Below are 14421 nucleotides of genomic sequence, written 5' to 3'. Positions count from 1 at the left end.
TCAGAACAGGGTTCCCTGTTTCGTCGGATCCGCAGGTTTTGCGCTGCGCTTTTTGGCACTGGCCGGCGGGGCGCCGCCTTCCGTCGTCATAGCACCGACGCGGCCGTCGGCGAATTCGATGGCGATGCCCATGCCGGCGGAGAGAGCCGCGGCCTGCGAGACCGGCCTGTCATCTTCGTCGCGAATGACGGCGTAACCGCGCTTCAGCACATTCTTATAGGAGAGCGACTGCAGCACGCGGTCCTGCGCGAAAAGCTCGGCGCGGGCCCGTGTCAGCTGGTGGCGGATCGCCGTATCGGCATGGCGCGTGAGATTGCCGAGGCGCTCGCGGCCGCGGTCGGTCTGCGTCTTCAGCCGCGCCGGCAGCGAAGCGAGGATGGCCTCGGCGCGGTCGATGCGGGACTTCGAACGGTCAAGCAAGCGTTCGACGGTGCGTTCGGCCCGCGCCATGCGTTCGCTCAGAAGCTGACGGCGCTCGGCGATGCGGTTGGAGAGCACATCAGGGCGCAGATGCGAGGCGACGCGCTCGAAGCCGCGGCGCTTGTTGATGGTGTTAAGCTCCAGCCCGCGGCCAAGGCCGGCGGCGGCCTCGTCGAAGCGACGCCGCGGCAAAGCGAGAAGCTGATCGAGCGACGGCAAAGCCCGCATCAAAGCGCGGACGGACTGGCGGCGCTGATCCATCTGCCGGTTCATACAGCCCTGCAGGCGGGCGGCCAGAGCGGCGGCCTGCGCCTCCAACTCCGCCTTGACGGGCACGGCCATTTCGGCGGCACCGGTCGGCGTCGGGGCGCGGACATCGGCGGCGTAGTCGATCAGCGTCCAGTCGGTCTCGTGACCGACGGCCGAGATCAACGGTATCCGGCTTTCGGCTGCGGCGCGCACGACGGTTTCGTCGTTGAAGCTCCAGAGGTCTTCCAGGCTGCCGCCGCCGCGTGCGACGATCAGCACGTCGGGACGGGCAATCGCGCCTCCCGGCTCCAGCGCATTGAAGCCACGGATGGCGTTCGCCACCTCCTCGCCGGACCCCTCCCCCTGGACCTTGACCGGCCAGACGAGGACATGCACGGGGAACCGATCGGAGATGCGGTGCAGGATATCGCGGATCACGGCGCCGGTCGGCGAGGTGACGACGCCGATCACCTTGGGCATGAAAGGCAGCCGCTTCTTGCGGGCGGCATCGAACAGGCCTTCGGCGCCAAGCCGGCGCTTGCGCTCCTCGATCAGCGCCATCAGCGCGCCGGCGCCGGCAGGCTCCAGCGTCTCGATGACGATCTGGTACTTCGAGGAACCCGGGAAGGTGGTGACCTTGCCGGTGGCGATGACTTCCATACCCTCTTCCGGACGGAACTTCAGGCGTGAGAAGGTGCCCTTCCAGATGACGGCATCGATGCGGGCGCGATCATCCTTCAAGGAGAAATAGGCGTGGCCCGAAGAGTGCGGACCGCGATAACCCGATATTTCGCCGCGCACGCGAACTTGGTCGAAAGCCGTTTCGACGGTGCGCTTGATCGAGCCGGAAAGCTCCGAAACCGAATATTCGGCAAGGTTGGTCGGCGAATCGCTGTCGAAGACGTTGCTCATGCCTTCTTTCTATGACCATCCGCGGGAAACAGGAAGGTCGCGATGCCGGCCGAGACCTGTTTTCCCGCCCGGGGTAATGCGGCTGCGAGGCTGAGGGTTCAATACATGTCATCGTTGCAGTTTGGTTGAGAACAACAAAATCGGGAAAAATTTGTTTCCGCGCGGAACGCATCGTTAGACTTTGCGTTTTACCTGAAAGGGATTGCTAACCACCGTAAAGCAAAGGCTTTTCGGCGAACTTGGCCGGTAAATCTTTGTTAGTTGGCGCTTCCTATGCTTCCCCTCGTTCTCTCTGGGAAGGTGCTGAAATGATTATTCTCACAGCAGCAGCATTGGGCATCAGCGCCGGGCAAATGCGCTCGGCCGCCGTGATCGCGTTGGTCGCCGCGCTGATCGGGATGACCTTCGCGCTGGCGGCGATATTTTCGCCCGGGCCGGTTTCGCTTCTGGCGCTCCTCTATGCCATCCTCGGCTATAATGGCGGCCTGATCCTGTTCGTGCTCGGCCTCTATGCCAGCGCACGTCTTCGTGCACTGCGCGTCTTTCAGTAAAGACCGCTGCCGGCGTCAATTCGCCGTCGGCCGATAGCGAAAGAACTGCACGCCTGCATCCGCCGCCTTCGGGAGCGGCTCGAGATAAGGCGGAATATTGCCCTTGCCGAGTTCGGCATAGAGCCCATCCGGCTTCAATTTGGCGAGCTGGCGCGTCTGCGGATCGTCAGGGCAGAAAGCGAGCGCGGTCACGCCCGCTCCCTTCAGAAAAGATTCCGCCTCTTGCGGTTTGGCCATGCCGATATGCAGCTCCGTCAGCATGCCGCCCTGATCGCGATGATAGGGCGCCGCGAGAACCCGGTTCTGCGTGAAACGAAGAATGGAAACACCCATTTCCGCCGGCGCGGAGACGAGGCCGGCGGGAAGCCCGGCAAGCGGCGCCAGCGCCTGGCTTGAGTTGCAGGAATGCTCCTTGGTCGGTTCGGCCGCCTTTTTCTGCTCGTCATTTCCCAGCTGCATCGATAAAAGCCCGCCACCGACCGCCCAGGCGGCCGGGACGCTCGCAAATACCGTCATTATATAGACGAAGGCGGCGGCGACATTCTCGCTGTCACCGTTGGAAATGCGCCTGATATCGATGATCAACAGGCTAAGCGGCAGAATCGAGAGCAGGTTGGAGAAGGGCGAGCCGCGCACCTGCACCAGCGCGATCCCCCAGCAGATGGCGAGCAGGAAAAGCAGGATCAGATGGATCTGGGCCCGGTCCCGCTGGACGATGCGGAAGATGCAGACGGCGATGCCGAAGAGGCCGGCCGCATAGAAGGCGCCGACATCGAAGGGCTCGGTGCGTGCCAGCGCGAAGACCGACTTTGCTTCGGAAACATTCCTCAGCCAGAGCTCGACCAGCATCGGATCGAGGCCAGCCAGCGGATCGCTCAGGCATTGCGGCGCGATCACGATTGCCGAGCCGAGAACGCCGGCGCCGATGACGGCCAGTGCCAGAAAGCGCATAGGGCGGGCAAGGCGGCTCGCAAAAACCGCACAGAACAGCAGAAGACCGCCGCCGATTGCCGCCAGGCTGTAGTAGCCGAGCGAGAGATTGTCGCAGGTGACCATGGAATAGAGCCGGGGCGGCACCGTGGCGAAGAAGAGGATGCTGATCGCAATCGCCAGCGCCAAGCCGAAGGATTGGGCGGCGACGGCGAAATCCCGGCCCTCCCATGCCCACAGCAGGGCGACGGCCAGGCAGACGGCGGCGACGAAAGGCGTCGTCTCGGCGCCGATGGCAATGGCGACAGCTGCGGCGATGCCGGCAACGGCATAGCTCCAGCCGCGACGCTGCGGATCCAGCAGCATCGCCGTCATCGTCGCGACCAGCGCCAGCTGCGCATTGTGATGATCGATGGCGCCGGGCGCGAAACGATTGCCGGTATAGATCACGAAGCAGGTCATTCCGAGGCTGATATGCATGCCGGCGGCACCGCCGATGCGCCGGCCGGCAACGGCCATGGCAAGCATCGCCGGCAGGATGAGCGACACCGGCCAGACGGCGAGCGCCAGCGCCTCGGCCGTCTCGCGCGGCGCGAACAGACCGAAGAACCAGATCAGCGAGGCGATCGGCAGATCGATCAGCCGTGACCAATGCATCAGCGTGCCGCCGCCGAGACCGAGGCGGTATTGCATCAGATCGAACCAGCCCTGGCCGGCGAGAAAATCGCGAACCTCGACGAGACGCATGCCATCGTCATTGTCGGGACCGACATAATCAGTGGCGCCGGAAAGCCTGGTGACGACGATAATGGCGGCAAGAATGACGCTGTAGGCGGTGACGGCCGGCCACAGCCGCGTCAGCAGGCCGCGCATTCCACTGCGATGGACTTCGGTCGCGGATGATGCATTGGCGATCGGCTGCACGGCATTCATGTGGTTAGCAGTTCGTTTCCAGATGGCTGACCTTAGCCCCCGCCGATCAAGAAAGTGTAAAGCCGCCTCCGGCTGCCGGCGATTTCGCCTGCGTCATAGCGTCTTATTAACACCGAGTGGTTTAGGCTCGGCACGGCTTCTGTGTAACGAGTAAAGTCATGGCCCGATCGCGTACCGGTAATCTTGATATCGCCGTCCTGCTTCCCTGCTATAACGAGGCGGCAACGATCGGCCCTGTGGTGCAAGGCTTCCGGGCGATGCTGCCGGATGCAGCGATCCATGTCTATGACAACAATTCCACCGACGGGACCGCGCTGCAGGCGATGCTGGCCGGCGCGCATGTCGTGCGCGAGCGGCGGCAGGGCAAGGGTCACGTCGTGCGCCGCATGTTCGCCGACATCGATGCCGACATCTACATCATGGCCGACGGCGACGGAACCTATGCGCCTGATGACGCCGAAGAACTGGTGCGCACGCTGCTGACGGAGCGCGCAGACATGGTTGTGGGAACGCGGCGCGGCGTGCATGCCGATGCCGGCCGTCACGGCCATGCGCTCGGCAACCGGCTTTTCAACCTGCTCTACCGGACGATCTTCGGCCCTGATTTCACCGATATCTTCTCCGGCTACCGCGCCTTCTCGCGGCGTTTCGTCAAGAGCTTCCCGGCTGTGTCGGGCGGCTTCGAGATCGAGACCGAAATGTCGGTGCATGCCTCCCGGCTGAAGCTGCCGGTCAGCGAACTGGAGCTCGACTATGGCCGCCGCCCGGAGGGATCGCATTCCAAGCTCTCCACCTTCCGCGACGGCGGCAAGATCCTCTGGATGTTTGCGATGCTAATGAAGGAGACGCGGCCCTTCGCTTTCTTCAGCGCGATCAGCGCCGCCTTCATGCTGACAAGCCTCGGCTTCATGACGCCAGTGCTGGCGGAATATTTCGAGACGGGCCTCGTCAGCCGCATGCCGACCTGGGTGCTGTCGATGGCGCTGATGATGATTTCCTTCATGCTGTTCACCGCCGGCGTCATTCTCGATTCCGTCGCACGCGCCCGCGCCGAACAGCTGCGCATCCATTATATGAGCCTGGAAACGCCAGGCGCGGCCAAGCTGCCGGATAGCGACGCAGCGTCTGCGCCCCGCGCCGGCCGCGGCAAGGCGGACGCGGCATGAAGAAGCTCATCCGTTTCGCGATTGCCGGCGGCATCGGCTTTCTCGTCGATGCGGGCGTGCTGTCGGCGCTGCTGGCGCTGACGCCGCTCGGACCTTTCCTGGCGCGGCTCATCGCGATTGCCCTCGCCATGGCGTCAACCTGGGTCTTCAACCGGAACTTCACCTTCGATCGCTCCGGCCGCTCGCTCGCCGCCGAAGGCTTCCGTTACGGCTCGGTCGGCGTCACGGCGGCGCTCGTCAATTACGGGCTTTATTCCGCGCTTCTGCTTTCGCTGCCGGCGCTGCAGCCGCTTGCGGCGATGGTGGTTGCCAGCGTCGCCGCCATGGTCTTCAGCTTCTTCGGCTATTCGCGCTTCGTCTTCCGCGCGGAATAATCAGACGGCCTCCCAGCCGTCCTTCTCGCTGGCGCGGTAGATCGCATCGATCACCTTCTGGTTCAGCTTCGAATTTTCCAGCGTAACGATCTCTTCCTTGCCGCCCTCTACCGCCCGGGCGAAGGCCTCGACCTCGCGCTTGTACTGGCGGCTGTCCTGGAAGCGGAAGATGCGCGATTCATTGTGGCTGCGGTCGGCAAGCTCGATTTCCTCCGGCCCCCAGCGATTGGCATTGAACGGCGACTTGACCTCGATGTAGCCGTCGGTGCCGTGGAAGACCATGACCTGGCGGCTGGCCATCTGCGTCGAGATATAGAAGCTCAGCTCGAAATCGCCGAAATCGGCTTTGACGCTGGAATAGACATCGGTGCCGAAATCGGGATCGCGCTCGGTGATCGCCTGAATCCAGAGCGGCTCCTTGCCGGTGGAAAAACGCGTGCTCATGACGGGATAGACGCCGATATCGGGAAGGCCGCCGCCGCCGAGTTCGGGGATGTTGCGCATGTTGGCGGCGTCGCGGTTGAAATAGGTGAAGGCGCCCTGCACGTGCTTGAGCGAGCCGATCGCGCCCTCATCGATCAGCGAACGCACCTTCTGCCAGACCGGGGAATAGGTGATCATATAGGCTTCGGTGACGACCACCCGGTTGCGGTCGCGGGCAGCGATCACTTCGTCGATATCGGCTGCCTTCAGCGCCAGCGGCTTTTCGCAGAGCACGTGCTTGCCGGCATCGGCAGCCTTGATCGACCATTCGATGTGCTGCGAGGTCGGCAGCGGGATATAGACGGCGTCGATGACATCCGAAGCCAGCATCTCCTCGTAGGAGCCGAAGGCGTGCGGCACGGAGAAGCGGTCCGCCATCTCCCTTGCGCGCGCGAGATCGCGGCTCGCAATCGCCGTGACGACGCAGTTCTCCGCATCCTGGATCGCAGGAACGACATTGTCGCGGCCGATCTTTGCGGTTGAAATGATACCAAAACGCAACATGATCTCAATCTCCCAAGCTGATTTCCGCGAACCATATTCAGGCGCCCGCTGCGGCGCAATGGCGCGGGGCGAAATCACGGAAGTTTGGCTTCCCTGATGCGGAAAGCGCGCTAGGTTATGCCGGGCAGTCAGAGTGTGGTGCCGGCCGAAAAGCGCCGACACTTTCGGCACCATGTTCCGGGGCGGCGTTCTGCCGATCCGCAATTTCAAATCATTTCATTCATTTGGAGAGCGTCATGGAAATGCGCCGGCTTGGAAAAACAGGTCTTTCGATTTCGCCGATCGTGTTCGGCGGCAATGTCTTCGGCTGGACGGCCGACGAGAAAACGTCCTTCGCCATTCTCGACGCCTTCTTCGATGCAGGCCTGAACACGGTCGATACGGCGGATGTCTATTCCTCCTGGGTTCCCGGCAACAAGGGCGGCGATTCCGAGGAGATCATCGGGCGCTGGCTGAAGCAATCACGGATTTCCCGCGACAAGGCCGTCATCATCACCAAGGTCGGCTCGGACATGGGTCAGGGAAAAACGCTCAAGGAAGCCTACATCCTGAAGGCGGTCGAGGATTCGCTGCGCCGGCTGCAAACCGACCACATCGACCTCTATCTCTCGCACTGGCCGGATGCCGATACGCCGCACGAGGAAACGCTCGGCGCCTTCGCCAAGCTGAAACAGCAGGGCAAGATCCGCGCCATCGGCTGCTCGAATTATGATGCGGCGCTGCTTCAGGCCTCCTTCGACGCCGCCGAGAAGGCCGGCTTGCCGCGATACGACGTGCTGCAGCCGGAATATAATCTTTATGAGCGCGCCAATTTCGAGGGGCAGCTGGCCGAACTCTGCGTCAGGCAGGATATCGGCGTGATCACCTATTTCAGCCTCGCCGCTGGCTTCCTCACCGGCAAGTACCGCAGCAAGGCCGACACGCAGGGCCGCGCCCGCGAAGGCCGCGTTTCGCAATATCTCGACGCCAAAGGCCTGCGCATCCTGGCAGCACTCGACAAGGTTTCGACCGAGACCGGCGCCAAGCCCGCGGAAATTGCGCTCGCCTGGCTGCTGCGCAAGAAGGGCGTGACGGCGCCGATCGCCAGTGCGACCAGTCTTTCGCAGCTTGAAAGCCTGGTGAAATCGGCGACACTTCCGCTCTCCAAGGAAGCGATGGCGCTGCTCGACGAAGCCGGCGCCTGAAGAAGGAACGCCCATGACTGTGACGATACGCGATGCCCGCCCTGAGGATGAGGTCCGCTGGCGCGAACTCTGGGCGGCTTATCTCGCCTTTTATGAAGTGACGGTCGATGCCGATATCACCGACCAGACATGGCGCCGGGTTTTCGATCCGGCGTCGGCGATCGCGATGCGCGTTGCCGAAGGCGATGGCCGGCTGATGGGATTTGCACTTTACCTCACCCATGAGGGCACGTGGATCCGCACCAGGGACTGCTATCTCGAAGACCTGTTCGTCGATCCCGATGCGCGCGGCAAGGGTGTCGGGCGGGCGCTGATGGACGATCTCATCGCGCTCAGCAAGACGAAGGGCTGGTCGCGGCTTTACTGGCATACGAGCGAAAACAACAAGACGGCCCGCGCGCTCTACGACAGCTATATCGAAAGCGACGGCCACATCCGCTATCGCATCAGTTTCTGATTGCGTGAAACCCCTCGTACCATTCGGAATGATCGCCTTCCCAATTGGCCATGCCCGGTTTGGTGAGGATGCCGCGAGGGTTGATATAGCTTTGGATGACCCGCTTCGGCCGTTCGTGCCACTGGATATTGAAGGCCCAAAGCTTGGGGAAGAAGCAGAGCGAGGCATAAGGCAGGTGGTCGCGTATCCACCAGGCGAGCCGCCGCCAGTCGCCTTCATCGCTGTAGTGGTCGAGTATCCACGGCACGGCAATGCAGACGGCCGCGCCCATGCAGCCGTCAAAATCCCTGATATCCCAGATGTGATGTGCAGCCGTGGCGGCATTGGTCGAACAATTCAGACTGTTCTCGTTGCCGAAGCGGTTGACGGCGGACGAGCGGTAGCCGGAACGGATATGCAAGCGACCAAAGGTCGCTTCCAGCGGCTCCAGCAATTCCTGGCAAAGCCGCCTGCCCGCCTCGATCGCGAGATCGGGATCCTCTGGGATGTTGGGAACGCGGTAGAAATCGGCGATTTCGGAATGCAGGAAATCGCGGAAAAAGAAGTTTTGCGACAGCCGCACGCGCCCGAGATCCTCGAGACCTTTCATCGAACCTGGTTTTCGCATCGGCTATTGCCCTCCTCGAATGACGGAGAACCATGGCAAGGCGCCTATTTCCAGTCCACCCGAAATCGATCCGGAACAATTTGCGCGATCTTTTCTTGTTAATGTGTCGCCGCATTCGCGGCCTTTCCCAGAACAAGGATCGAGAAAATGGCCAAGGAAAAGACGTTGGAAGATCTCTTCTACGACACGCTCAAGGACATCTATTTTGCCGAGCGGCAAATTCTGCGCGCGCTGCCGAAGATGGCGCGCGCCGCCCAGTCCCCCGAACTGAAGAAGGGCTTCGAGAAGCACCGCGAAGAGACCGAGGGTCAGGTCGAGCGTCTGCAGCAGGTTTTCGAGAAGATCGGCAAGCGCGCCCAGGGCAAGACCTGCGAGGCAATCCAGGGCATTATCGCCGAAGGCGAAGAGATCATGGAAGAATTCAAGGGCACGGCGGCGCTCGACGCCGGCCTGATCTCGGCAGCGCAAGCCGTCGAGCACTATGAAATCGCCCGCTACGGCACACTGAAGACCTGGGCCGCGACGCTCGGCCTCAAGGATGTCGTCGCCCTGCTCGACCAGACGCTGCAGGAAGAGACGGCGACCGACAAGACCCTCTCGCAGCTTGCGACCACGGCGGCAAACCAGAAGGCGAAGGCTGCCTGAACGCAATGACGGGAATGGGCGGCCGATCAGCCTTACCGGCCGCCCGCATCCCTCTCCACATACCGGAAGAAATCGATGAAGGCGCGCAGTGCCGGCCGCATCTGACGCCGGCTCGGATAATAGACGAACGGCCCCGGATAGGGCGCGCACCAATCCTCCAGCACCCGCACGAGCCTGCCCGCTGCCAGTTCAGAATGCACTCGCATGTCGAAGAGATAGGCAAGACCGGCGCCGTTCAGCGCCGCAAGGAGAGCCAGCCGGTCCTCGCTGACAACAAGCGGCCCATCGACCGCAACGATCAGTTCCTGTCCGTCTTTCTCGAATTCCCAGCGATAGATGGAGCCGTTGGTGAAGCGCCGCTTGATACAGCGATGACGGACGAGATCGCGCGGATGCTCCGGCTTCGGGTAGCGCTCGAAATATTCCGGCGAAGCAGCGATGACGGTCGTCAGATTGGGCGAGATCCTGACCGCGATCATATCGGCCTCCAGGCTCTCCTCCAGCCGGATGCCGGCGTCGAAACCCTCCTTGACGATATCGATGAAGCCATCCTCGTTGGCGATCTCCAGCGTGATATCGGGATAGAGATTGAGAAAATCGCCGAGGCGCGGGGCAAGCAGGATATCGGAAGCGAAGCGCGGCGCGGTGATGCGCAGGTTTCCGGCCGGCTTGCCGCGCGCATCATTGACGGCTTCCAGCGCGATGCCGATCTCCTCGAGCGCCGGACGCAGCCTTTCGAGAAGCAGGCGGCCTTCCTCGGTCGGCGCCACGCTGCGGGTGGTGCGTGCCAGAAGCCGCACGCCGAGACTCTCCTCCAGGCTCGATATGGCATGGCTGACCGCCGAGGGCGCGACGAGCAGTTCCTTGGCCGCGGCCCGGAAGCTGCGGTGCTCCGCGACGGCGGCGAGAACGGCAAGTTGCGCGAGCTGGGTCCTGTTCATTGATCGAAATTATAGAACGGCTTGTTATAAACTGCATGTGTTTTCTGATTGATGCTGCGCCGATATGGTTTGTCCGTACCGCTTTGGTCCCTTCAGCGGTTCAAATCAGCTCAGAAAAGGAGCGCATCATGAAAACCCGAAAACTCGGAAACGATCTGACCGTCTCTGCCGTCGGCCTCGGCTGCATGGGCATGAGCTTCGCCTATGGCGCCAGCGACGAAGCGGAATCGGTGAGGACGCTCAATCGCGCCGTCGATCTCGGCGTCACCTTCTTCGACACCGCCGAGGTCTATGGTCCTTTCACCAACGAGGTTCTTCTCGGAAAAGCGCTGAAGCCGGTTCGCGACCGCATCGTGATCGCCACCAAATTCGGCTTCAAGATCGATACCAGTAAGGCGGGCGCTGCCGCCATCGCCGGCGTCGACAGCCGCCCCGAGCATGTGCGGGCCGTGGCCGAAGCCTCGCTGAAACGGCTTGGGATCGAGACCATCGATCTCTTCTACCAGCACCGGGTCGATCCCAACGTGCCGATCGAGGAGACGGTCGGCGTCATGGCCGAGCTGGTGAGGGAAGGAAAGGTGCGCGCGCTCGGCCTATCGGAAGCCGGCAGCGCCACCATCCGCCGCGCGCATGCCGTCCATCCGATCGCGGCACTGCAGAGCGAATATTCGCTTTGGACACGCGATCCCGAAGAGGATGTGCTTGCCACCTGCCGCGAACTCGGCATCGGCTTCGTGCCCTACAGCCCGCTTGGCCGCGGTTTTCTCACCGGAGCGATCCGCAAAGTCGAGGATCTCGCCGCCGACGATTTCCGCCGGCAGGTGCCGCGTTTCCAGGCGGAGAATTTCGATGCAAATGCGGCTCTTGTCGCAACGCTCGAAGAGCTTGCCGCCGAAAAGGGCGTGACGGCGGCACAGCTGGCACTGGCGTGGGTGCTGAACCAGGGCGACGACATCGTGCCGATCCCCGGCGCGCGCAAGATCCACCACCTGGAACAGAACGTCGCCGCTGCCGATATCACGCTCAGCGTCGAGGAACTTGAGCAGTTGAACAAGGCAATCCCTGCCGGGCACGTAGCCGGCAAGCGTTATTCGGATGCCTCGCTTGCCATGACGAATCTGTGAACCTTGAGCCTGGCCGGTTACACCGGCCGGGCTTGCCTTCGCGGCCGGCGAAACTATTTAATCTCATCACGGAGAACGGGATGACAACATGTCGGACAGGCAGGCAGTCGAACAGACGGTTCATCTCTATGTCGAAGGCATGGCCTTCGCCAATGCGGCCGCTTTGAAAAAGGCCTTTCACCCGCAAAGCTCGATCATCGGCTATTACCAGAATGCCGTCGAATGGCTGACCCGGGACGAATTCATCGCCGCCATCCTGGCGGAGGAGCCGGCTCCTCCCGGCACGCAGCCCTTCATGGACATCCAGAACGTCGATGTCGAAGGCGACGCGGCAAGCGTCAAGGTCACCGACGATTTCGCCGGCATGCGCTTTACCGACTATCTCTCCTTGCTGAAGATCGATGGCCGCTGGGTGATCGTCAGCAAGCTCTATCATCTGCACAGATGAAAAGACCGGCTGCCTCGGCAACCGGTCCCTTGCTTTCATCAGGATCCGAAAGATCAGCTTCTGAGGACACCGCCGGTGAATTTCGTGACGCTCGCCACGATCTTCTGCGTCAGGGCCTCGAAATCCTCGTCCGTCAGCGTGCGTTCGACCGGCTGGATCTGAACTTCGATCGCCACCGACTTCTTGCCCTCACCGACCGATGCGCCTTCGAAGATGTCGAAGACATTGACGCCGGTGATGAGCTTGCGGTCGACGCCGGTCGCAGCCTTGATGACGGCGCCTGCTTCGACCGTCTTGTCGACGACGAAGGCGAAGTCGCGCTTGACTGCCTGGAAGGGCGAAAGATCGAGCGCCGGCTTGGTGCGCGTCGCCTTCTTCTTCGGTTCGGCCATGGCATCGAGGTAGACTTCGAAGCCGCAGAGAGCACCGGAGACATCGAGGGCTTCCAGCGTCAGCGGGTGGAATTCGCCGAAATAACCGAGCACGACTTTCGGCCCCATCTTGATCGTGCCGGAGCGACCCGGGTGATACCATTCCGGACCACCCTGCTCGATCTGGATGTTGCCCATCGGCAGGCCGCAGGCTTCGATGACGGCAAGGGCATCGGCCTTGGCGTCGAAGACGTCGACCGGTTTGCCGCCGCCCTTCACCGTATTCGACCACATGCGGCCCGCGCCGGCGAGCGAGGCCGTGCCGCGGCGGATGCCGCCGGCGACGCGACGCTGGCCTTCCGGCCGGTCGTTCTCATAAGTGCCGGAGACTTCGAAGATCGCCACGTCGCCATAGCCCTTGTCGGCATTGCGCTGCGCAGCCGTCAGCAGGCCCGGCAGCAGCGAGGGGCGCATATCCGACATTTCGGCGGCGATCGGATTAGCAAGCTTCAGGGCGGCGGAACCGCCGCCGAAAAGCTTTGCCTGATCTTCCGGAATGAAGGACCAGGTGACGGCCTCCAGCATGCCGCGCGAGGCAAGGGCGCGCTTGGCCGCGCGGGTGCGGATCTGCAGCGTCGTCAGGATCCTGCCGTTGACGGCGGCATGGCTTTCGAGCGGCGCCGGCTTGATATTGTCGACGCCGTGGATGCGCATGACTTCCTCAACGAGATCGGCCTTGCCGTCGACATCGGGGCGCCATGAGGGAACCGAGACCGAAACGCGTTCGCCGGAGCCGGAAACCGTGAAGCCGAGGCGCGCGAGGATGGCGTTGCTTTCCTCAGTCGAGACCTCCAGACCCGTCAGGCGCTTGACCTCCGAATAGGGAAAATCGACGACCTTCGGCTCATAGCCCTTATAGCCGACGACCTCGGCCCGTGCGGCCGTGCCGCCGCAGAGCTCAAGCACCAGTTCCGTCGTGCGTTCGAGGCCCGGAACCATATATTCCGGATCGACGCCGCGTTCGAAACGGTAGCGGGCATCGGTGATGATGCCGAGGCTGCGGCCCGATTTGGCGATGTTCATCGGGTCCCAGAGGGCCGATTCGATCAGCACGTCGACGGTGTTCTCGTCGCAGCCGGAATGTTCGCCGCCCATGATGCCGCCGATCGATTCGATGCCGTCTTCATCTGATATGACGACGTTGTTCGGACCGAGCTTGTATTCACGCTGGTCGAGCGCCAGCACGGTCTCGCCTTCCCTGGCGCGGCGGACGGTCAGATTGCCCGTGACCTTGGCGGCGTCGAAGACATGCATCGGCCGGCCCTGATCGAAGGTCATGTAATTGGTGATATCGACCAGCGCGTTGATGGGGCGCAGGCCGATGGCGAGGAGCCGCTGCTGCATCCAGCGCGGGCTCGGGCCGTTCCTGACGCCGCGCACGAGGCGGAGCGAAAAACCGGGGCAGAGTTTCGGATCGTCGAGATCGAGCGTCAGCTTGACCGGCGTATCACCTTCGACGGCGAAGCTCGGCGCGCCCCGTGTCTTCAGCGTGCCGAGACCGGAAGCGGCGAGATCACGCGCGATCCCGTGGATCGATGTGCAGTCGGGCCGATTGGGCGTCAGATTGATCTCGATAACGGGATCATCGAGGTGAGCATAGGCGGCGTAGCTCTGGCCAACCGGCGCATCCTCGGGCAGATCGATGATGCCGTCGTGACTGTCGGAGATCTGCAGCTCCTTTTCGGAGCACATCATGCCGCGGCTTTCGACGCCGCGGATATTGCCGACGGCAAGGGTCACGTCGATGCCCGGAACATAGGTTCCGGGTGCTGCGAAGGCGCCGACGAGGCCGGCGCGCGCGTTCGGGGCGCCGCAGACGACCTGAACCGGCGCGCCGGCGCCAGTATCGACCATCAGCACCTTGAGGCGGTCGGCCTGCGGATGTTTTTCCGCGGACAGGACCTTGGCGATGACGAAGGGCTTGAATGCCGCCTTGTCGTCGACATCCTCCACCTCGAGCCCGATTTCGGTCAGGCGCGTGCAGATTTCATCGAGCGTGGCATCCGTTTCCAGATGCTCTTTCAGCCAGGAGAGCGTGAATTTCATCGTTCCAATTCTCCGT

At 62.5% G+C, this 14421-nt stretch carries 14 protein-coding genes; 8 read left to right on the top strand and 6 right to left on the bottom strand.

Going from position 1 to position 14421, the window contains the following annotated elements:
• On the bottom strand, positions 1-1581 hold the full coding sequence (gene xseA, locus ATY76_RS20395) for an exodeoxyribonuclease VII large subunit (protein ID WP_088676530.1): 1581 nt from the start codon (positions 1579-1581) through the stop codon (positions 1-3).
• 308 nt (positions 1582-1889) lie between these two features.
• Between xseA and ATY76_RS20390 the strand changes: the two genes are divergently transcribed.
• A complete protein-coding gene (locus tag ATY76_RS20390; protein ID WP_088676529.1) occupies positions 1890-2132 on the top strand; it encodes a hypothetical protein in 243 nt (80 codons plus the stop codon).
• A 15-nt stretch (positions 2133-2147) separates the two neighbouring features.
• On the opposite strand, the gene ATY76_RS20385 is transcribed toward ATY76_RS20390, so the two are convergent.
• Complete coding sequence (locus ATY76_RS20385; protein ID WP_088676528.1) at positions 2148-3995, bottom strand: hypothetical protein; 1848 nt, start codon at positions 3993-3995, stop codon at positions 2148-2150.
• A 158-nt stretch (positions 3996-4153) separates the two neighbouring features.
• On the opposite strand from ATY76_RS20385, the gene ATY76_RS20380 reads away from it, so the two are divergent.
• Together ATY76_RS20380 and ATY76_RS20375 are read left to right on the top strand one after the other, a co-directional pair.
• Positions 4154-5161, top strand: a complete 1008-nt coding sequence (locus tag ATY76_RS20380) for a glycosyltransferase (protein ID WP_088676527.1) — start codon at positions 4154-4156, stop codon at positions 5159-5161.
• Complete coding sequence (locus ATY76_RS20375; protein ID WP_088676526.1) at positions 5158-5535, top strand: GtrA family protein; 378 nt, start codon at positions 5158-5160, stop codon at positions 5533-5535. Before ATY76_RS20380 ends, ATY76_RS20375 begins: the two co-directional genes overlap by 4 nt.
• Here the strand turns inward: ATY76_RS20375 and ATY76_RS20370 are convergent, their stop codons facing one another.
• Positions 5536-6522 carry a Gfo/Idh/MocA family oxidoreductase gene (locus ATY76_RS20370; RefSeq protein ID WP_088676525.1) on the bottom strand — a complete coding sequence of 329 codons (987 nt, stop codon included), beginning with the start codon at positions 6520-6522 and terminating at the stop codon, positions 5536-5538.
• A 236-nt stretch (positions 6523-6758) separates the two neighbouring features.
• Here ATY76_RS20370 and ATY76_RS20365 point away from each other — a divergent pair, with 236 nt between their 5' ends.
• Entirely contained in the window at positions 6759-7706 is a 948-nt protein-coding gene (locus tag ATY76_RS20365; protein WP_088676524.1) for an aldo/keto reductase, read from the top strand.
• Positions 7707-7719: 13 nt separating this feature from the next.
• Entirely contained in the window at positions 7720-8163 is a 444-nt protein-coding gene (locus ATY76_RS20360) for a GNAT family N-acetyltransferase (RefSeq protein WP_088676523.1), read from the top strand.
• Here the strand turns inward: ATY76_RS20360 and ATY76_RS20355 are convergent.
• The gene (locus tag ATY76_RS20355) at positions 8153-8770 is read right to left on the bottom strand and encodes a hypothetical protein (RefSeq protein ID WP_088676522.1); all 618 of its coding nucleotides are present in this window, start codon (positions 8768-8770) and stop codon (positions 8153-8155) included. The two genes, ATY76_RS20360 and ATY76_RS20355, sit on opposite strands and share 11 nt — an antisense overlap.
• 147 nt (positions 8771-8917) lie before the next feature.
• Between ATY76_RS20355 and ATY76_RS20350 the strand changes: the two genes are divergently transcribed.
• The gene (locus ATY76_RS20350) at positions 8918-9415 is read left to right on the top strand and encodes a ferritin-like domain-containing protein (protein ID WP_088676521.1); all 498 of its coding nucleotides are present in this window, start codon (positions 8918-8920) and stop codon (positions 9413-9415) included.
• A 32-nt stretch (positions 9416-9447) separates the two neighbouring features.
• Here ATY76_RS20350 and ATY76_RS20345 read toward each other — a convergent pair whose 3' ends face one another.
• Positions 9448-10356, bottom strand: coding sequence for a LysR family transcriptional regulator (locus ATY76_RS20345; RefSeq protein ID WP_088676520.1), 909 nt, complete (start codon positions 10354-10356; stop codon positions 9448-9450).
• A gap of 128 nt (positions 10357-10484) precedes the next feature.
• Here ATY76_RS20345 and ATY76_RS20340 point away from each other — a divergent pair, with 128 nt between their 5' ends.
• Together ATY76_RS20340 and ATY76_RS20335 are read left to right on the top strand one after the other, a co-directional pair.
• A complete protein-coding gene (locus ATY76_RS20340) occupies positions 10485-11480 on the top strand; it encodes an aldo/keto reductase (RefSeq protein WP_088676519.1) in 996 nt (331 codons plus the stop codon).
• A gap of 88 nt (positions 11481-11568) precedes the next feature.
• Positions 11569-11928, top strand: a complete 360-nt coding sequence (locus tag ATY76_RS20335) for a nuclear transport factor 2 family protein (protein ID WP_088676518.1) — start codon at positions 11569-11571, stop codon at positions 11926-11928.
• Positions 11929-11981: 53 nt separating this feature from the next.
• Here ATY76_RS20335 and pheT read toward each other — a convergent pair whose 3' ends face one another.
• Positions 11982-14405 carry a phenylalanine--tRNA ligase subunit beta gene (gene pheT / locus ATY76_RS20330; RefSeq protein WP_088676517.1) on the bottom strand — a complete coding sequence of 808 codons (2424 nt, stop codon included), beginning with the start codon at positions 14403-14405 and terminating at the stop codon, positions 11982-11984.
• Between the last annotated feature and the right edge of the window lie 16 nt (positions 14406-14421).

The organism is Rhizobium sp. R339, from assembly GCF_002211395.1.
Classification (GTDB): Bacteria; Pseudomonadota; Alphaproteobacteria; order Rhizobiales; family Rhizobiaceae; genus Rhizobium.
This window is presented reverse-complemented; position numbering and strand designations above follow the sequence as displayed.

Coding starts and splice junctions, on each gene's coding strand:
- xseA (WP_088676530.1), bottom strand. CDS start 1,581: ATGAGCAACGTCTTCGACAGCGATTCGCCGACCAACCTTGCCGAATAT.
- ATY76_RS20390 (WP_088676529.1), top strand. CDS start 1,890: ATGATTATTCTCACAGCAGCAGCATTGGGCATCAGCGCCGGGCAAATG.
- ATY76_RS20385 (WP_088676528.1), bottom strand. CDS start 3,995: ATGAATGCCGTGCAGCCGATCGCCAATGCATCATCCGCGACCGAAGTC.
- ATY76_RS20380 (WP_088676527.1), top strand. CDS start 4,154: ATGGCCCGATCGCGTACCGGTAATCTTGATATCGCCGTCCTGCTTCCC.
- ATY76_RS20375 (WP_088676526.1), top strand. CDS start 5,158: ATGAAGAAGCTCATCCGTTTCGCGATTGCCGGCGGCATCGGCTTTCTC.
- ATY76_RS20370 (WP_088676525.1), bottom strand. CDS start 6,522: ATGTTGCGTTTTGGTATCATTTCAACCGCAAAGATCGGCCGCGACAAT.
- ATY76_RS20365 (WP_088676524.1), top strand. CDS start 6,759: ATGGAAATGCGCCGGCTTGGAAAAACAGGTCTTTCGATTTCGCCGATC.
- ATY76_RS20360 (WP_088676523.1), top strand. CDS start 7,720: ATGACTGTGACGATACGCGATGCCCGCCCTGAGGATGAGGTCCGCTGG.
- ATY76_RS20355 (WP_088676522.1), bottom strand. CDS start 8,770: ATGCGAAAACCAGGTTCGATGAAAGGTCTCGAGGATCTCGGGCGCGTG.
- ATY76_RS20350 (WP_088676521.1), top strand. CDS start 8,918: ATGGCCAAGGAAAAGACGTTGGAAGATCTCTTCTACGACACGCTCAAG.
- ATY76_RS20345 (WP_088676520.1), bottom strand. CDS start 10,356: ATGAACAGGACCCAGCTCGCGCAACTTGCCGTTCTCGCCGCCGTCGCG.
- ATY76_RS20340 (WP_088676519.1), top strand. CDS start 10,485: ATGAAAACCCGAAAACTCGGAAACGATCTGACCGTCTCTGCCGTCGGC.
- ATY76_RS20335 (WP_088676518.1), top strand. CDS start 11,569: ATGTCGGACAGGCAGGCAGTCGAACAGACGGTTCATCTCTATGTCGAA.
- pheT (WP_088676517.1), bottom strand. CDS start 14,405: ATGAAATTCACGCTCTCCTGGCTGAAAGAGCATCTGGAAACGGATGCC.